We start from the raw sequence: 18,310 nt of genomic DNA on the forward strand, positions 1-18,310 counted from the left end.
GAAGTATGACCAGTCAGGAGACGTCGCGGCGGCCCACGATCGCCGACGTCGCACGCGAGGCGGGTGTGGCGACGTCCACCGCCTCGGTCGTCTTCAGCGGCAAGGCGAACGTGGCAGCGGCGACACGGGAGCGCGTCCTGGCCGCGGCCGCCGAGCTCGGCTACGCAGGACCCGACCCGCGGGCCGCATCCCTGCGCCGCGGCCGCAGCGGCATTGTGGCGGTGGTCCTCGAGGGGCACCTGCGTGCGGCATTCCTCGACCCCGTGACGACCGCGATGATGGACGGCCTCACCGACGGACTCGCCGACCTCAGCGCGGGCATCCTGCTGATGCGCGACGAACCGGGGGAGGAGGGAGCGGCGATCACCCACGCCCCGGTCGACGCCTTCGTGCTGATCGGATGCTCCGGGCGCACCAGGGCCTCGCTCGAAGTGGTCGTCGGCCGCGGACTGCCGGTGGTCGTGATCGAGGGGGATGCGGGCGAGGAGATTCCGCGCATCACGCTCGACAACGTCGCCGCATCCGCCGACGTCGCCCGTCACGTGCGCGACCTGGGCCATCGCGATGTCGCGCTGGTCACCCTTCCGCTCGACAGCGAGCGCGAGCGCGCCCTCGTCACGCCGGAGCGGATAGCCGCGGCCACGGTCGACGTCACCGTCCATCGCCTCGAGGGGATGCGGCAGGTGTTCCCCGACGCGCCGGCGGTCTCGGCCTCGGGCAGCCTCATCGACGAGGGGGTCCTGGTCGGACGCATGCTGCTGGCCGACCCCGCGACGCGGCCGACGGCGGTGCTCGCGCAGAGCGATCTGCTCGCGGTCGGCGTGATCCGGGCGGCGGAGGAACTGGGTCTCCGCGTGCCGGAAGACCTCTCCGTGGCGGGCTTCGACGGCATCGAGGTCGACGGCCTCGGCGAGCTCACGCTCACCACGAGCGTGCAGCCGGCGGTGGAGAAGGGCAGGGCCGCAGGGGAGCAGGTGGCGCGGATGCTCGGCGGGGAACCCGGCATCACACAGCACCTCACATGCGTCTTCCGCGCCGGGACGACCACGGGCCCTGTCCCGAGCTGAGCGAGCGGTCCGAGGTCAGCTGCGCGGAGGCCCGAGCGGCAGGCCCGCGTCTCCGAAGTCGAGGATGCGGTAGCGACCGCAGTCGATCACCTCGTCGGGGATGGCCGGCACGGGAAGGTGCCAGGGAACCGTCTGCGCGTCCTCCAGGAGGAACGAGACCTCGCCCACGTCGAAGTCGTGCCGGTCGACCAGCCAGGCGTAGCCGTTGAGCTCGTGATCGACCTGCACGAGGCTCGCCGGGTCGTCGACACGGAGTTTGGGCAGCCGGACGGTCCAAAACTGCCCCGCCCCGGTGCGGCCGGACGCGTTCACCCAGTCGGTGACACAGCGCAGATCGGGGTCGGGCATCGAGGCCGCCGCGGCGATGCGCGGGACGCTGAGCACACCGGCGGCCAGGAGCAGTGCAGCGGTGCCGGCGACGACCGCCGATCCCGCGCGCCGAGGCATCGTCACGGCGCGGGGCGCGGCGACGAGACCGAGCAGGGGCGCGAAGGCCAGCGGCTGGAGGTACCGCGCGGCGTGGGTGCCGAGGGCGATCGCGCCGACCACGACGAGGACGGGCAGGAACCAGGCGACAGCGGCGGTGAAGCGCCCGCCGAGGTCGACGGCCCGTGCCGTCCGGAGCACCGCCACCGCGATCAGGGCGACGACGATCCCGCACGCCACCACCCCGAGCGGGCTCGACAGTCGTCCGGCGAGCAGCCCGGCGTAGTACTCGAGGGAGTGCGCCCACTGCTGCGGCTGCACGTAGGAGGCACCCGTGTTGGCGATCCATTCCCCGAACGGAATACGACCGAGGAAGCCCAGCACGGTGCCACCGAGCAGCGCGGCCAGGGGCCCGACGACTCGACCGCTCCGCAGCGAGCGGGCGGCGAGAACGACGAGAAGGATCCCGATCGGGACGGTCGCCCATGCCGCATACAGCGGATTCGTGAGGGTCGAGAGCGTCGCGGTCGCGCCGAGCGCCACCAGCGAACCCGTGCCACCCTCCGTGCGATCGAGCACGCGCCGCACGAGACCCGCCGACACCACCACGGCGACGACGGTCGCCGCGTAGTACGTCGTCGTCAACTGCAGCGACGCGAGCTCCAGGGCATCCCGGGCGGTCGAGATCCCGGTCATGGCGAGCACGGCGAACGCCGCGAGGGCCACCAGCGACCACGCCACCGGAGCCGTCCCGTCGCGGCGGCGTCCTGCCGCGAGTCGCAGGGCACCGTAGAGGGCGAGCATGTTCAGCACGGCATTGACCGCGAGCAGCCCGTTGGCATCCAACGGGAGAAGGGCGTCGATGCCGGTGAACACGGCGGACTCCGGGAGGAACAGGACGCTCGACATCGTCCAGTCCCCGTGTGCATCGGCGAGCACGGACCGGGCGAGCAGAGCCACGATCAGCGAGTCGCCATCGCGGAACAGCAGTTCGGCCCGGGGCGTGGACGCGACCTGGCCGAGCGCCATCAGTGCCAGGGCGAGCGCCCCCGCCCAGCCGGAAAGCTCTCGCATCCGCACGCGCCGCATGCGCCCACTCTCGCACGATCGAGAACCCGTGGACCGCCGGACCCCCTCGCGCCGGTAAACTGGTCGGACACCCGCCCGCCTGAGCCTCTCGGCCGACGAGCCCCTAGGGAGCCGCGTATATGCTGACTCTCCTCGCCGTGTTCCTTCTCGGGTCGCTGTTGATGCCCGTTCTGGTGCGCTGGCTGGGAGCCCAGGCATTCGCCATCGCAGCCCTCGTTCCCGCCGCGGCCTTCGTGCACGCCCTCGTCATGACGCCGCAGGTGCTGGACGGCCCCACGCCCTTCGAGTCGGTCTCGTGGATCCCGCAGCTCGGACTCAACCTGTCCATGAACATGGACGTGCTCGGCTGGGTGCTGACGCTGATCGTGACGGGTGTCGGAGCGCTGGTCCTGCTCTACTGCCGCTGGTACTTCTTCGACGAGACCGCGGGGATCGGTCAGTTCGCCGGTGTCCTGCTCGGCTTCGCCGGGGCGATGTACGGTCTCGTGCTGACCGACGACCTGGTGATGCTCGTGATGTTCTGGGAGGTGACGAGCATCCTCTCGTACCTCCTGATCGGTCATTACCGCCGCCGCGCGGCCAGTCGACGTGCGGCGCTGCAGGCGCTGCTGGTGACGACCCTCGGCGGCCTCGTGATGTTCGTCGGGGTCGTTCTCCTCGTGGTCGACACCGGAACGTCGAGCATCCGCGAGATCCTCGAGATCGCGCCGTCCGGTCCGCTGATCGACGCGGCGATCGTGATGCTGCTCATCGGAGCGATCAGCAAGTCGGCGCTGTTCCCGTTCCACTTCTGGCTGCCGGGAGCGATGGCGGCGCCGACCCCGGTGAGCGCCTACCTGCATGCCGCGGCCATGGTGAAGGCCGGCATCTACCTCATCGCCCGCTTCGCCCCGATCTTCGCGTTCAGCGCGACCTGGCGACCGATCGTCATCTCGCTCGGCATCTTCACGATGCTGCTCGGCGGCATCCAGGCGCTGCGCGAGACGGACCTGAAGCGCATCCTCGCCTTCGGCACCGTCAGCCAGCTCGGATTCTTCGCGGTGGTGGTCGGCTACGGCACGCAGGCGGCTGCACTCGCCGGTCTCGCCCTCGTCATCGGGCATGCGCTGTTCAAGTCGGCGCTGTTCCTGATCGTCGGAGTCATCGACCGCCAACTGTCCACGCGTGACATCACCGAACTCTCCGGGGTCGGGCGGCAGGCCCCTGTCATGGCGACGGCGGCCTTCATCTCCGTCGCGTCCATGGCCGGCATCGCTCCGACCATCGGCTTCGTCGCCAAGGAGTCCACGCTCACCGCACTCCTGGACGATGCGATGGGTGGCTCGGCCTGGGGCCTGGTCGCTCTCATCGGGGTCGTCCTCGGGTCCATGCTCACTGCGGCATACGGCGCGCGTTTCCTCTGGGGTGCGTTCTGGAAGAAGCGCGACGAGAACGGTCAGCGTCAGCCCGACACGGCGTGGCCCGACCCGCCGGTGGGCTTCCTCTCCGCGCCGATCATCCTCGCCGGAGTCACGCTCGCCGCAGGCATCGGGGCCCCGGCGCTCGACGTCGCCCTGCAGGGATACGCCATCACGGCCGCACCGGGACTGGACCACGCGGGCGAAGCGGTCGAGGGGCCGGGTCACCTTGCACTCTGGCACGGTCTCGAGCCCGCGCTGGGCCTCTCCATCGCGTCGATCCTGCTCGGCATCGGCATCTTCCTCCTCAGCCGCCGAACCGGTTGGGACCGCAAGGCGAGAGCGCTGCCGTTCACCGCCGCCGACGCGTACTACCTGGTGATGCGCGGCGTCGACCGCCTGTCGGTGCTGAGCACCACCCTGACCCAGCGCGGTTCGCTGCCGGTGTACGTCGGCACCATCTTCGTCGTGTTCGTCGCGGCAGAGGTCACGGCCCTCATCGCGAGCGACATCGACCGGTACAACCTGTCGGCCTGGCACACCCCGGCGCAGATCGTGGTCGCGCCCATCATGGCCGCGGCCGGCATCTTCGCCGTCCGAGCCCGGAAGCGCTACACCGGCGTCGTGCTGGTCTCGGTCACCGGACTCGGGATGGTCGTGCTCTTCGCGACGAGCGGCGCCCCCGACCTCGCTCTGACGCAGATCCTGGTGGAGACGGTCACGATGGTCACCTTCGCCCTGGTGCTGCGCCGTCTCCCCGCACGGATGGGCGAGCACAACGCGTCCGTCGGCCGGGTTCCGCGGGCGCTCCTCGCGATCGGCGTCGGCGTGACGATGGCCTTCGTCGCGGTCGTCGCGACGCAGTCCCGCATCGCCGACCCCATCTCCGAGGCCTTCCCGAAGCTCGCGTACGAGATCGGCCACGGGAAGAACGTCGTCAACGTCGCGCTCGTCGACCTGCGCGGCTGGGACACGATGGGAGAGCTCTCGGTGCTCGTGCTCGCCGCGACCGGGGTGGCGTCCCTCGTGTTCGTGACGCACCGCGCCGATCTGCTCGCTGCGACCAAGAACCTGCCGAGGGCGACGCGCAAAGCCGCCCGCAGCCGCCCGCTCGTGGAGACCACCGACGGCATCCGCTTCCAGACGTCCGAGAACGAGAGCAGCCCCCGGGCGTGGCTCGTCGGCGGGCAGAAGATGAAACCCGAGAACAGGTCGATCCTGCTCGAGGTCATCGTCCGCGTCCTCTTCCACACCATCATCGTGGTATCGATCTTCCTGCTGTTCTCGGGGCACAACCTCCCCGGCGGCGGCTTTGCCGGGGGACTCGTCGCGGGCATGGCCCTGGTCATGCGCTACATCGCGGGCGGTCGTTGGGAGCTCGGCGCAGCCGCGCCGACGGACGCCGGTCGACTGCTCGGGGCGGGTCTCATCCTCGCCGTCGGCACGGCAGTGGTCCCGCTGTTCTTCGGGGTCGCACCCCTGACCAGCACCTTCTGGGAGTGGGAGATCCCCGGCATCGGGCATATGGAGTTCGTCACCTCGACCATCTTCGACATCGGCGTGTACCTCGTCGTGATCGGGCTCGTCCTCGACGTGCTGCGCAGCCTCGGGGCCGAGGTCGACCGCCAGGCCGCGCTGCGCACGACGCCGGGGTCGGAAGGCTTCCTCTCGCGGGGCGGGAGGAGCAGCTGATGGACGTCTCCCTCACCCTCATCGTCATCATGGCGATCCTGTTCGCCTGCGGTGTGTACGCGATGCTCGAGCGGAGCCTGACCCGGGTGCTGATCGGCTTCCTGCTGCTCGGCAACGCCACGAACCTGCTGCTCCTGATCGTCATGGGCGTACCGGGCAACGCGCCGTTCTTCGGCACGGAAGGCGAGATGAGCGACCCGCTCCCACAGGCGCTGACCCTGACGGCGATCGTGATCACGTTCGCGGTATCGGCTTTCCTGCTCGCGCTGATCTACCGTTCCTGGCAGCTCGGCCAGGCCGACACGGTCGAGGACGACGAGGCCGACATCGCGCTCCGCGAGCGCACCGACGCCGACGAAGACCTCATGGACGACGAGTCCGAGACGGAAGACGACGAGGCGACCACCGACTTCGTGGGTGTGCAGACCGCGCCCATCACGGTGCTGCACATGCGCGATCACCCCGCGATCCACGACGACGCGCCGTTCGACGCCCCCACCGGCTGGGGAGACGAATCGCGAGACGACGGGGAGGAGCGCTCGTGACCGCCCTCATCCCTCTCCTCGTCGCCCTGCCGCTGCTCGGCGCGGCCGTCACGCTCGTCTTCGGCCGGAACGCGCGCCTCCAGGTCGTCGTCACGGTGGCCACCCTTGCTGCGGTCTCGGTCATCGCCGCGATCCTGCTGGTCGCGGTGGACGCCGGAGCGCCCCTCGCCGTCTCGGTCGGCGGCTGGCCGGTGCCGTTCGGCATCGTGCTCTACGTGGATCGCCTCGCCGCGCTGCTCGTGCTCATCTCGAGCATCGTGCTGCTCGCGGTCCTGCTCTTCTCGATCGGCCAAGGTGCGGCGGACGGGTCCGACGAGACGCCCATCTCGATCTTCAACCCCTCGTACCTGATCCTCGCGGCCGGCATCTTCAACGCCTTCATCGCGGGCGACCTGTTCAATCTCTACGTCGGCTTCGAGATCCTGCTCGTCGCCTCCTACGTGCTCATCACCCTGGGCAGCACCGAATCCCGCATCCGCACCGGCGCCGTCTACATCGTCGTCTCGCTCGTCTCGTCGATCCTGTTCCTCGCCTCGATCGCGATGATCTACGGCGCGCTCGGCACGGTCAACATGGCCCAGATCGCGGAGCGGATGTCGGAGCTGCCGCAGGAGACGCAGCTGGTGCTGCACCTGATGCTCGTGGTGGCCTTCGGCATCAAGGCCGCCATCTTCCCGGTGTCCTTCTGGCTGCCGGACTCCTACCCGACGGCCCCGGCGCCGGTCACGGCGGTGTTCGCCGGCCTGCTGACGAAGGTCGGCGTGTACGCCCTGATCCGCACCGAGACGCAGCTCTTCGCCTCGAACAGCATCGACACGCTGCTGCTCATCATCGCGCTCGCGACCATGGTCGTCGGCGTGCTCGGCGCCGTCGCGCAAGCCGAGCTGAAGCGCATCCTGTCGTTCACGCTCGTGAGCCACGTCGGCTACATGATCTTCGGCCTGGCGATCGCGACTCCTGCGGCGATCGGCGCCACGGTCTACTACATCGTTCACCACATCGTCGTGCAGACGACTCTCTTCCTCGCGGTGGGCCTGGTCGAACGTCGAGCGGGCAGCACCTCGATCCTGCGGGTGAAGGGGCTGCTGAAGGTCGCGCCGCTGATCGCGATCCTCTACTTCGTGCCGGCGATCAACCTCGGCGGACTGCCGCCGTTCTCCGGTTTCATCGGCAAGTTCGCTCTGTTCGAGGCGGCGGCCTCCGTCGGAACGCCGCTCATGATCGTGCTGATCTTCGGCGGCATCATCACCTCGCTCCTCACGCTCTACGCCCTGATGCGCGCCTGGAACCTGGCGTTCTGGCGCGAGGAGGAGGACTCCGCCGAGACGGAAGGCCGCATCTCGTACCTCGGCAACGCACCGGCAGCGGACGAGCAGCAGGAGCGGCGACGCATCCCGCGGATCATGACCGTCGCGACCGGAGGGATGGTCGCGGTGACCCTCGCCCTGACCGTGTTCGCGGGTCCGCTCTACGCCCTCTGCGACCGCATCGGCGCCGGTCTTCTGCAGCCGGTGAGCCTCGTACAGCTGGAAGACGAGGTGAGCGGATGAGAGGCGAGACCCGTCGCCACCTGTGGCGTGACATCCGGGTGCAGCTGCCCTTCCTGGCCTGGCTCGTGGTGCTGTGGATGCTGCTGTGGGCGCAGTTCACCGTGCTGTCCTTCCTCACCGGTCTCGTCGTGGCGATCTTCGTGACCCGCGTCTTCCGGCTGCCGACCGTGGCCCTGTCCGGACGGATCAACCTCTGGTACGCCGCGCTCTTCGTCGTCCAGTTCCTCGGAGCCATGGTGGTCGGCGCGCTCGCCGTGACCCGACAGGTGTTCGACTTCCGTCGCCAGCCCGGTACCGCGATCATCGCCGTCCCCCTCCGCTACGCCGACGACCTGGTCATGACGCACGTCGCCGTGGTGTCGTCGTTGATCCCGGGATCGCTGGTGGTCGAGACGGACCGCGACCGTCGCATCCTGTACCTGCATGTGATCGGCGTCCGCAACCGCGACGACGTCGAGAAGCAGCGCCAGGGCATCCTGCGCTGGGAGCGCCGCGTCGTGCGTGCGCTCGGCGACCCGGCGCAGTACCGTGCCCTCAAGGCCGACCAGCGCGCCGGGGCCGATCACGCGACGAAGGGCGGTGCCCGATGAACATCCTGCTCCTGGTGATCCTCGTGGTGTTCGGCATCGCCGCGATCCTCGCCCTGATCCGCATCGTGCGCGGCCCGTCGATCCTCGACCGCGCCGTCGCCTCCGACGTGCTGCTCACCGAGGTCATGTGCGTCCTCGGCGCGGAGATGGCGATCAACGGACACACCCGCAACATCCCGGTGCTGCTCATCATCGCCGCGGTCGGGGTGTTCGGCTCGATCGGCGTCGCCCGCTTCGTCGCGAGAAGGGACAACACGACACCATGAACGTGTTCGGTCTCATGATCCCCGACCCCGTCATCGACACGGCGGTGCTCATCCTCATCCTGTTCGGGGCGGTGCTGTGCCTGTCGGCGTCGGTCGGTCTGCTTCACTTCCGTGACGTGCCGACCCGCCTGCACGCGGCGACCAAGCCCCAGGTCCTCGGCCTGCTGCTCATCTGCATCGCGATCGCACTGTCGCAGCGCTCGGTCGGCGGCATCCTGTTCGGGCTGGCGCTGGTCACGCCCGTGGTGCTGATGCAGTTCGCGACCGCGCCGCTCTCCGCGCACATGGTCGGGCGTCAGGCGTATCGCAACGGCACGATCGAGCAGCGTGGACTCGTCGTCGACGAGCTGGCCGAGTCGAAGCAGACCCCGCCCGCCGCCGGCTGACCCCTCCTCCCGCCCGCCGAGATCAGGCGCTCCCGCGGCATCAGGCCATTCTGTGAAGGAACTGCCTGATTCGACACGCTTGCCTGACCCGCCGCGGTGCGGGAGCGGATCAGAGCCGGGCGGCGAACTCGTGGATGAGGCGCGCCGCGGGCTCGGAGTCGCTGATGAGCGTGCCGTGTCCGTGGTCGGGGATGACCTCGAGATCGGCTCCGGGGATCGCATCGAGGATCTCCTGGCACCAGCTCATGGGGGCGAGCGGGTCGTCCTCTCCGCGCAGCACCAGCACGGGGCAGTCGATGCGCACGAACGCGTCCTCCGGCTCGTGCACGATGGTCGCCCGCATCTTGCGGAACAGGTGCGGGCCGCCGCGGAGGTACTCTCGTGCACCGCGCCATATGACGAGGGGACGTTCGCCGATGAGGTCGATCAGCAGATACCGTGCCTGGGCCCCGATGTTGCGGGCGGCCTTGTTGACGGTCGGCCCGGCCAGGACGACCCCTTCGACGAGGGACGGATGCCGGGCGGCGAGCTCAGCCGCGATCTGACTGCCCATCGAGTGGCCGATCACCACGACGGGGCCGGAGTCCACGTGCCTCAGGTAGGCCGCGACCAGGTCGGCGTGCCGCTCCATCGTCAGGGTGCGCGTCGGCTCCGGAGCCTCGCCGAACCCGGGAAGGTCCAGGGCGATCACCCGTCCTTCGAGTCGCTGCACGATGTCGAGGTAGACGCTCCGTCCCATGCCGATCCCGTGCAGCAGCAGGTACGTGTGCGGGCCGTCCCCGAACGTCTCGGCGATCAGCGTGGCGCCGCCGTGCTCGAACTCCAACAGGGTGACCGGGGTGCCCTTCGGGGCGAGATAGCTGGATGGCACGCCTCCACGCTAGCCGAGCATCCTGCGGCGTTCTCTCAGCGAGCCCGACCTGCGTTCAGCCCGCGGGCGTCAGCGTGAGCGTGTCGACGGTCGCGGCCTTCACCGCCTTGTCGGAGAAGGCCCAGGGCTTCTGGTCGCCGACCAGCCAGTCCGCGGTCTGGTCGGTGTAGTGCTCGTGGAAGGCGTGTCCGGAGGCTCCGGTGAGGTGATTCCAGGTCGAGGCGTCGAGGTCGGCGAGGTCCACCACCATCCGCATCGACGGGACCGTGGTCGTGGCGTAGGAGGTGCCGAGCTGCCACCCCGTGGCGTTCACCACGGAGGCGCCCCCGCCCACGGGGAACGGGCCGCGGTTGAAGAGCGCTTCGATCGGGGCGATCCCCGAGGACCCGAGCGTGTCGCTGGTCAGGGTGATCGCGTGCAGGTCGCCCCAGTTCCACCGGGCCGTCGTCGTGCCCTGCACCGCGGCGAGCTCGTCGTACGCCTCCTCGGCTGACAGCGCGAGCATCTCCTCCATGCCGGAGACATCGAGCTGGGCGTTGGTCCACAGCGGATCGGCGGGGTCGTCCAGCAGGTCGCCGACGACGGTGAACAACCGCCCCTGGCCGTCGATGGGGAGCGGCTGATCCCGTTCGGCGAACAGATTCTGCACGAGGTTCGACCACAGCACGTTCGCGTAGGCGGCGGCAGGCGACGAGGCGGTGTTCTGCGCATCCCAGGCGAGCAGCAGGTCCACGGCCTCCTTCGGGCCCGCACCCGAGACGTCGACGTCGGCCATCGCGGCAGCGAGCTGCTTGCCGATCCACATCTCGTCGTCCATCTGGATGTCGCGCATGTCCTGGGCGGTGAGCGGTGCCGCCGCCGAACGACGCTCGAGCAGATCGGCGATGCGCGCCGCGCGGTAGCCGTAGTCCCAGTCGCGCGAGAGGAAGTGGTCGTAGTCGTCGGTCACGATCGCGTTGTTCGCGGTGACGATGTAGCCGGAGCTCGGGTTGTACGCCACCGGGAGCTCCTCGAACGGGATGAAGCCGGTCCAGTCGTAGCTGCTGTCCCACCCTGGCTGGGGCATCCACCCGTCGCCGGCCCCGCGGATCGGCAGGCGACCGGGGGTCTGGTAGCCGATGTTGCCCTCGGTGTCGGCGTAGATCAGGTTCTGCGCCGGGACGTCGAAGAGCGACGCAGCGAGGCGGAAGTCGTCGAAGTCCTGTGCTGTCGACAGGGCGAAGATCGCCGTCGCGGCCGTGCCGGGGTCGAGTGCCGTCCACCGGAGGCTGACCGCGTACTCGGTGTCGTCGTCCCCCGGCGGTGTCGGCGCGGGGGTCCCGTCTTCGGCGGAGAGTGCGGGATCCGGATCATCGGCGATCGCCGTGAAGTCGTCGGTGAGGCCGGAGATGATGGGCCCGTGCACGGTGGAGCGGATGGTGAGGTCGATGTCATCGGCGCCGGCGACCTTGATCGTCTCGGTGGTCTCCACGAGGGGGAGCAGCTGGCCGTCGCGCCAGTAGGAGTCGCCCTCGACCCGCTCGAGATAGAGGTCGGTGACGTCGGTCGTGAGGTTCGTGAACCCCCAGGCGATCTTCTGGTTGTGGCCGATCACGATCCCCGGGAGGCCGGAGAACGAGAAGCCGCCCACGTCGAACGGGCAGTCCTCGTCGACCGTCGAGCACTTCAGCTGCACCTGATACCAGACGGAGGGGAGGGAGGCGCCCAGGTGGGGGTCGTTCGCCAGCAGGGGCATCCCGGATTCGGTCAGGGCTCCCGAGACGACCCACGAGTTCGAGCCGATGCCCTCACCGACGTCTCCCACGAGTGCGCTGGCGGCCTCGATCACGTTCGAGGTCTCCTGCCACTCGATCGTGGTCGACGCCTGCTGCACCTCGCCCTCTGCGTCGGTGGGAGTGTACGCGGCGGGCTCGACGTCCGTGCCGAGCGCGGGCACGGTCGAGATCTTCGGCACGATCACCGGATTCTCGTCGAACGGGTAGTCGGGGTAGAGCTTGCGGAGCAGGTCGGCGGTCGCGGTCGAGTCCTCGCTCCCGCTCAGCTCGGCGGCCAGGAGCGACCGCTCGGTCTCGTTCTCGATGTTCCCGCGGAGGTCCCATGCCATCGCCTTCAACCAGGCGACGGAATCCGCGGGTTCCCAGGGCTCGGGGGCGTAGTCGGGGTTCTGCATGCCGAGCACGGCGTACTCGAGTGAGAGCTCTGCGCCCGATCGCGACGCGAGGTACGCGTTGACGCCCGCCGCGTAGGCCTCGTAGTAGCTGAGCGTCGTCTCGTCCATCGCCTCGACCTCGGCCTCGGCGACCTTGCGCCAGCCGAGCGTGCGGAGGAAGGCGTCGGTCCCGGCCTGCGACTCGCCGAACATCTCCGCCACCCGGCCCGCCGTGACGTGACGACGGAAGTCCATCTCGAAGAACCGGTCCTGCGCGTGCACGAAGCCCTCGGCGTAGAAGAGATCGTCGGTGGAGTCGGCAGTGATGGTCGGGATGCCGCGGTCGTCGCGCTGCACCGTCACCGCGGCCTGCAGGCCGTCGAGTTCCAGGGAGCCCGCCGTCTGCGGGAACGACCGCTGGATCGTCCAGGTCACGAAGAACGCCGCGGCCACCGCGATCACGACGATGCCGGCGACCACGAGGAAGGCGATGCGTCCGATGCGGACGCCCAGTGAGGGGCGCGAGGGTGCGGCGGACTCCGGTGAATCGGTCATCATCGTCGAGAACTCTTTCGGGTAGCAGGTGGGACTCAGTCCCACCGAGCCCCAGTGCGCGTTTCAGGGTCGCGCCCTCGCATCATATCCGTCCGAGCGCTCGCCGCGGGTTCATCCTCGACGAGCGCTCGGATCGTCACCCGATCAGGCTCGGCTGCAGGTCGCGCAGCGTCCGGCGGTGGGTCATCCTGGTCACCCCGATCATCGCGAGCAGCAGCGCGCCCGCGAGCCAGGCTCCGAGCACCGCGAGGTCCCAGCCGGCGCGCGCGTAGTCTCCGCCGTACATGAGCTGCCGCATCGCGTCGACGACGTATCCGAGGGGGAGCACGTGATGCAGGGCGGCGAGCGGTGCGGGCAGCGTCTGCCACGGGAAGGTGCCGCCCGCCGTGACCAGCTGCAGCACCATGAGCACCAGCCCGAGGAACTGTCCGACCGAGCCGAGCCAGACGTTGAGGGCGAGGATGATCGCGGCGAACGTGGCCGAGGCGAACATCATGACGCCCAGCGTGCCGAGCGGGTGGTCGAACGTGAAGCCGAGGGTGATCGCGAGGATGCCCATCAGCCCGAGCATCTGCACGGCGCCGAGCATCGCGGGCGTCAGCCAGCCGGCCAGCGTGATCCGGATCGGGGAGTGCAGCGCGGTGATCGCACGGCGGGAGATCGGCTTCACGATGAGGAACAGCGCGTAGATGCCGATCCATGCGGACAGGGCCGCGAAGAAGGGGGCGAGTCCGGCGCCGTAGTCCTCAGCGGACGCGACCTTGTCGCTCGACACCTTCACCGGGTCGGAGATCGTGTCGGCCTGCAGGGAGCGCAGCTCGGGCGTGGACGCCGGGATCGCGTCGACGCCGTTCGAGAGACCGTCTCGCAGCTCGGCTGTTCCGGAGGCGAGGGTCGCCAATCCGTCCCGCAGCTGCGCGGCGCCGTCGTTCGCGGCGGAGGCGCCCGAAGCGACCGTTCCCGCGCCGGTGGCGAGGTCGGAGGCGCCGGCGGCGAGGGAGGCCGCGCCGTCGGCCAACTGATCGACCTTCCCGACGGCGCCCTGCACCTGCGCGTTGCCTTCCTGCAGACGGGTGCCGAGGGGGTCGAGCTTCGCGAGGACCTGATCGATCTCCTCCGGGGTCAGCCCCTGTTCGGTCAGCGCGTTCGCGATGTCGGTGCGCACCTGCGGCAGCGCGTCCGTCGCCTGCTGGACCGCGGAGCCGGCGCGGTCGGCCACATCCGCGAGCTGCCGGTTCCCGGCGCTCACCTGCTGGGCGCCGGATGCGAGCGTCTGCGCACCGGCGGCGAGCTGCGCGGTGCCGTCGGCGAGCTGGGCGGTGCCGTCGGCGAGCGTCGAGCTGCCGGACGCGGCGGATCCGGCGCCGTCGGCGAGCTGCGAAGCCCCGTCCGTCGCGGTGATGAGCTTGTCGCGCACGTCGCTGAGACCCGTGAGCAGGCGCTCGGCCGCCTCGCTGCCGACCATCTCGGCCACGGAGCTGCGGATCTTCTCGACCGCCTGCGTTCCCATCGAGGAGGCGAGGTAGTTGTTCGCGTCGTTGGTCTCCAGCTCGATGCGGGCCTGGTGGGGATCGTCCCCGGCGGCGGAGGTCAGGGCGGCGGAGAAATCGGTCGGGATCGTCACGGTGAAGTCGACCGAGCCCGTGCGCAGGGCCTCGGCGGCTTCCTTCTCCGACATCCGCTGCCAGTCGAACGCGTTGCCCTCGATGAGGTTCTCGGCGACGTCCTCGCCGTAGTTGACGGTGTCGCCGTTGGCCGGCTCGGTGCCCGTGGTCGGGGCGGGAGCGCCTTCGTCGTCGACCACGAGCGCCACCGGCACGTCGGGGAACTTGGCATACGGGTCCTGGTTGGCCCAGAGGTAGAGACCGCCGTAGAGGATCGGCACGCAGATCAGCGCGACGAGCGCGAGGATGCCCATCTTGCTCGCGGTGAGGCGCCGCAGTTCCGCGGCGATCATGGCGGGAACCTTCATCGCGCCTCTCCCTTCTCGTCCGTGCGGGGCGCTTCGACAGGCTCAGCGCCCCCGGTGTCGGTGGGTCCCGGCGCTTCGACAGGCTCAGCGACCCAGTTCTCGGGTTCCGCCGTTTCGGTGGGTCCCTGAGCTTGTCGAAGGGCGGTGGGTTCGGGCGCTTCGGCAGGCTCAGCGACCCAGTCCTCGGTGGGTTCGGGCGCTTCGACAGGCTCAGCGACCCAGTCCTCGGTGGGTTCGGGCGCTTCGGCAGGCTCAGCGACCCAGTCCTCGGTGGGTCCCTGAGCCTGTCGAAGGGGTTCGAGGGCCAGCGGCTCCACGGGTCCGGAGGCGTTGACGGCGTCGAACTCGTGCATCCGCTCCAGGGCGACGGCAGCGGAGCCGCCGACGATCACGAGCATCGCGTAGCCGCGGTCGGCGAACTCGCCGGCGATGCGCCACCAGCCGTCTGGGCTGCCTCCGTGGCGGTCCGGGGAGACCAGGACGATGCCGTCGACCCCTTCGCGCAGGATGGCGAGCTCGCACAGGATGCGGACGCGCGCGGCCGGGTCGATGCTGCCGATCGGCACGGACGCGAGCTCCGCGTAGCCCAGCTGGGCCAGCCAGCGGCGGGCGTGCAGCGGAGTGGCTCCGACCCCGGCGAACATCAGCTCCTCGCCGACGACGCCGGCGAGGGCGATGTCCGGGTGCGGGTCGCTCACGTCCGGGGCATCGACCAGCGCCACTCGGCGCCGCAGAGCTTTGGTGTCGGTGCTGCCGTCGATGCTGACGCGACCCGAGTCGGGGCGCATCCGACCACTGGCGATCAGGCCGAGCACGGTGGGTCGCTGTTCGGTCTCGGCGAGGGCGAACCGAACGGATCCGGTGTGGAACTCCAGCGATGTCAGCGGGAGCGCCTGGCCGTTGCGGCCTTTGCTCACCTCCTGCAGGGCGATCTTCATGCGCGATCCTCCAGTGTGGGTTCGGGTGTCTCGGTGACCGCGCCGAGATCGGGGTGCGCCGCGAGGAGCGTGTCTGCCTCACGCCAGGACAGCCCGGCGATGCTCAGTACCGCGCGCACGGCGAGGTTCGCCGCGCCGCTGCTGGCGGCATCCGTCCGGGAGATGACCGTTCGGGCGATCTCCTCGATCAGGCGCGCGAGAGTCGGTGCGGTGAGGTCGGTGCGGAAGCTGCCGTCGTCCTGCCCGCGTCGGACGAGCCCCGCCACCGTCCGGCGCAGCGGGGCGAGGGCGGTCGCCGTGTGCTCGAGGTGTGCCTCGTCGAGCGCGAGCGCGGCGGCGAGCTGCACGTGAGCGGCCTCCTGCCAGAGGAGGGCGGCCAGACGGGCGAGGGCGAGCCGGGAGTCGGCGTCGTCGATCGAGGCGGCGATGGCGTTGAAGCGCTGCGCGCCGCTCGAGATGAGTTCGCGGATCAGGGCCTCGCGGTCATCGAAGTGGCCGTAGAGGGTGCGGCGGGAGAGGCCGGCACTGCGGGCGATGACATCGATCGAGGCGTAGGGGTCGAGTGCCAGCGTCGCGCGAGCGGCGGACAGGATGCCGGCGCGGTTCTCCACGGCGTCGCGGCGGGGTGCGCGAGTGGTCATGTCCCGATGATACCTATCATGCACAGACGTGTGCAAGATAATCGTCGGGCTTACAGGATTCCTTGAGCGGGCGAGCTGTAATGTTACGCGTTGCGCACGGCGCAACAGCGAGGTCACGTCGGATCCGCCGACAGAAGCGGCGGGGTCAGGGAGCGTCGACCGAATGGAGTGGTGGGGGGACCGCCTTGGTCGAATGGTATGAACTGGCTCGTCTCAACGCCGTGCCCGGACGGCATCCGAAGCTCGCCGGCGGGCCGCCTGACCTGGACCGCGTCCGGGATGCGGTCGCTCTCTTCGGCGACGTGTGGATCGGATCGGTGCGCCACGCGATGCCGCTCCTCGCCGCGGACGACGTCACGTATCTCGTCGATCTCGCCGAGGATCTGTCCGACGTGGCCGCCGACCGCGACGCCTCCGCCTTCTGTTTCGCGTTGCGTGCGCTCGCGGCGGGCTTCGCGCGCATCGAAGGCAACGTCATGCGCGTCGCCGTGATCGACATCCTGGGACCGCAGATCGGCCGCATCGCGCAGCACACACGCGACGCCCGCGACTGGGACGACAGTCGGAGATGCGCGGACGCCATCGGCGACGCCGTGCGCGAGCGCGACGAGACGCTGACCTGCGCGGCCGTCGTGACGCTCGTCGACGACGTGCTTCCCCGGGTCATCGATCACGCCGACGGAGCCGGCTCCCCAGGCGGCCGCTGGTCGCCAGGGGGATGACCGATCAGTCGGTGCCGGAGTCGAACGCCGCGCCCTCGGAGGCCGTGTCCACGGCATCCGCGAGGGTCTCATCCGCTTCGGAGATCGAGCCGTGCACCGATTCGGTGATCTCGGCGGCCTCGCCCGCCGTCACGCGACCGACGAGCTCACCCGTCGCGCCGCCGACGAGGCCGAGGCCCGCGTACTGCTCCAGGCGCGCACGGGAGTCGGCGATGTCGAGGTTGCGCATCGTGAGCTGGCCGATCCGGTCGACCGGACCGAAGGCGGCATCCCCGACGCGCTCCATCGAGAGCTTCTCCGGCCCGTACGACAGGTTGGGGGACACGGTGTCGAGGATGGTCCAGTCATCGCCGCGGCGCAGGCGGATCGTGACGGTTCCGGAGATCGTGAGGCCGACCCAGCGCTGGATCGACTCGCGCAGCATGAGCGACTGCGGCTCGAGCCAGCGTCCCTCGTACATGAGGCGACCGAGGCGGCGACCCTGCTCGTGGTACGTCGCGAGGGTGTCTTCGTTCAGGATGCCGTTGACCAGGCGCTCGTAGGCGATGAACAGCAGCGACATGGCCGGAGCCTCGTAGATGCCGCGTGACTTCGCCTCGATGATGCGGTTCTCGATCTGGTCGCTCATGCCCAGGCCGTGGCGCCCGCCGATCGTGTTGGCCTCCATGACCAGCGCGACCGGGTCGGAGTACTCGACGCCGTTGATCGCGACCGGGCGTCCGCCCTCGAACGTGACGCTGACGTCCTCGGTCTCGATCGCGACCGAGGGGTCCCAGAACTTGACGCCCATGATCGGGTCGACGGTCTCGAGCGAGACGTCGAGGTGCTCGAGCGTCTTCGCCTCGTGCGTCGCGCCCCAGATGTTCGCGTCGGTCGAGTACGCCTTCTCGGCGGAGTCGCGGTACGGGAAGTCGCGGGCGACGAGCCAGTCGCTCATCTCCTTGCGGCCGCCCAGCTCGGTGACGAACTCGGCGTCGAGCCACGGCTTGTAGATCCGCAGGCGGGGGTTGGCGAGCAGACCGTAGCGGTAGAACCGCTCGATGTCGTTGCCCTTGTAGGTGGAGCCGTCGCCCCAGATGTCGACGCCGTCCTCCTTCATGGCGCGCACCAGCATGGTGCCGGTGACCGCGCGGCCGAGGGGCGTCGTGTTGAAGTAGGTCTTGCCGCCGGAGCGGATGTGGAACGCGCCGCAGGAGAGGGCGACGAAGCCCTCCTCGACCAGGGCGGTCTTGCAGTCGATCAGGCGCGACGCCTCGGCGCCGTACTCCAGCGCGCGGCCGGGGATCGAGGCGATGTCGTCTTCGTCGTACTGGCCGAGGTCGCCGGTGTAGGTGAAGGGCACAGCGCCCTTCTCGCGCATCCACGCGACGGCGACGGAGGTGTCGAGTCCTCCGGAGAAGGCGATGCCGACGCGCTCGCCGACGGGCAGGGACTGGAGGACCTTGGACATGACT

At 69.8% G+C, this 18,310-nt stretch carries 15 protein-coding genes; 8 read left to right on the top strand and 7 right to left on the bottom strand.

Annotated elements, in window-relative coordinates; translation table 11 throughout:
• The first annotated feature begins 5 nt into the window (after window positions 1–5).
• On the top strand, window positions 6–1,067 hold the full coding sequence (locus CSX12_RS00425; RefSeq protein WP_124894469.1) for a LacI family DNA-binding transcriptional regulator: 1,062 nt from the start codon (window positions 6–8) through the stop codon (window positions 1,065–1,067).
• A gap of 15 nt (window positions 1,068–1,082) precedes the next feature.
• On the opposite strand, the gene CSX12_RS00430 is transcribed toward CSX12_RS00425, so the two are convergent.
• Window positions 1,083–2,582, bottom strand: a complete 1,500-nt coding sequence (locus tag CSX12_RS00430; RefSeq protein ID WP_124894470.1) for a hypothetical protein — start codon at window positions 2,580–2,582, stop codon at window positions 1,083–1,085.
• A gap of 119 nt (window positions 2,583–2,701) precedes the next feature.
• Here CSX12_RS00430 and CSX12_RS00435 point away from each other — a divergent pair, with 119 nt between their 5' ends.
• From CSX12_RS00435 to mnhG, 6 genes are read left to right on the top strand one after another with little or no spacing between them, the layout of a single operon-like run.
• Window positions 2,702–5,671 (top strand): Na+/H+ antiporter subunit A, encoded by a 2,970-nt coding sequence (locus CSX12_RS00435; protein WP_124894471.1) that lies wholly within the window; start codon window positions 2,702–2,704, stop codon window positions 5,669–5,671.
• The gene (locus CSX12_RS00440) at window positions 5,671–6,216 is read left to right on the top strand and encodes a Na(+)/H(+) antiporter subunit C (protein ID WP_124894472.1); all 546 of its coding nucleotides are present in this window, start codon (window positions 5,671–5,673) and stop codon (window positions 6,214–6,216) included. Before CSX12_RS00435 ends, CSX12_RS00440 begins: the two co-directional genes overlap by 1 nt.
• A complete protein-coding gene (locus tag CSX12_RS00445; RefSeq protein WP_017201363.1) occupies window positions 6,213–7,766 on the top strand; it encodes a Na+/H+ antiporter subunit D in 1,554 nt (517 codons plus the stop codon). The genes CSX12_RS00440 and CSX12_RS00445 overlap by 4 nt, the downstream gene beginning before the upstream one ends.
• Window positions 7,763–8,356, top strand: coding sequence for a Na+/H+ antiporter subunit E (locus tag CSX12_RS00450; protein ID WP_124894473.1), 594 nt, complete (start codon window positions 7,763–7,765; stop codon window positions 8,354–8,356). The genes CSX12_RS00445 and CSX12_RS00450 overlap by 4 nt, the downstream gene beginning before the upstream one ends.
• Complete coding sequence (locus CSX12_RS00455) at window positions 8,353–8,622, top strand: monovalent cation/H+ antiporter complex subunit F (RefSeq protein WP_017201361.1); 270 nt, start codon at window positions 8,353–8,355, stop codon at window positions 8,620–8,622. The genes CSX12_RS00450 and CSX12_RS00455 overlap by 4 nt, the downstream gene beginning before the upstream one ends.
• A complete protein-coding gene (mnhG, locus tag CSX12_RS00460) occupies window positions 8,619–9,008 on the top strand; it encodes a monovalent cation/H(+) antiporter subunit G (protein WP_124894474.1) in 390 nt (129 codons plus the stop codon). Before CSX12_RS00455 ends, mnhG begins: the two co-directional genes overlap by 4 nt.
• 109 nt (window positions 9,009–9,117) lie before the next feature.
• Here the strand turns inward: mnhG and CSX12_RS00465 are convergent, their stop codons facing one another.
• From CSX12_RS00465 to CSX12_RS00485, 5 genes are all read right to left on the bottom strand, one after another.
• Complete coding sequence (locus CSX12_RS00465; RefSeq protein ID WP_017201359.1) at window positions 9,118–9,879, bottom strand: alpha/beta hydrolase; 762 nt, start codon at window positions 9,877–9,879, stop codon at window positions 9,118–9,120.
• 55 nt (window positions 9,880–9,934) lie between these two features.
• Window positions 9,935–12,586, bottom strand: a complete 2,652-nt coding sequence (locus CSX12_RS00470; protein WP_124894475.1) for a penicillin acylase family protein — start codon at window positions 12,584–12,586, stop codon at window positions 9,935–9,937.
• Between the two features lie 133 nt (window positions 12,587–12,719).
• Window positions 12,720–14,555, bottom strand: coding sequence for a YhgE/Pip family protein (locus CSX12_RS00475; protein ID WP_124894476.1), 1,836 nt, complete (start codon window positions 14,553–14,555; stop codon window positions 12,720–12,722).
• Window positions 14,552–15,493, bottom strand: coding sequence for a hypothetical protein (locus tag CSX12_RS18570; RefSeq protein ID WP_206427112.1), 942 nt, complete (start codon window positions 15,491–15,493; stop codon window positions 14,552–14,554). Before CSX12_RS18570 ends, CSX12_RS00475 begins: the two co-directional genes overlap by 4 nt.
• Entirely contained in the window at window positions 15,490–16,134 is a 645-nt protein-coding gene (locus CSX12_RS00485; protein ID WP_017201356.1) for a TetR/AcrR family transcriptional regulator, read from the bottom strand. The genes CSX12_RS18570 and CSX12_RS00485 overlap by 4 nt, the downstream gene beginning before the upstream one ends.
• 185 nt (window positions 16,135–16,319) lie before the next feature.
• Between CSX12_RS00485 and CSX12_RS00490 the strand changes: the two genes are divergently transcribed.
• A complete protein-coding gene (locus CSX12_RS00490; RefSeq protein WP_124894477.1) occupies window positions 16,320–16,856 on the top strand; it encodes an FCD domain-containing protein in 537 nt (178 codons plus the stop codon).
• 4 nt (window positions 16,857–16,860) lie between these two features.
• Here the strand turns inward: CSX12_RS00490 and argG are convergent, their stop codons facing one another.
• A complete protein-coding gene (gene argG / locus CSX12_RS00495; protein ID WP_017201354.1) occupies window positions 16,861–18,306 on the bottom strand; it encodes an argininosuccinate synthase in 1,446 nt (481 codons plus the stop codon).
• Between the last annotated feature and the right edge of the window lie 4 nt (window positions 18,307–18,310).

Source organism: Microbacterium sp. Y-01, from assembly GCF_003856715.1.
GTDB classification, from domain to species: domain Bacteria; phylum Actinomycetota; class Actinomycetes; order Actinomycetales; family Microbacteriaceae; genus Microbacterium; species Microbacterium algeriense.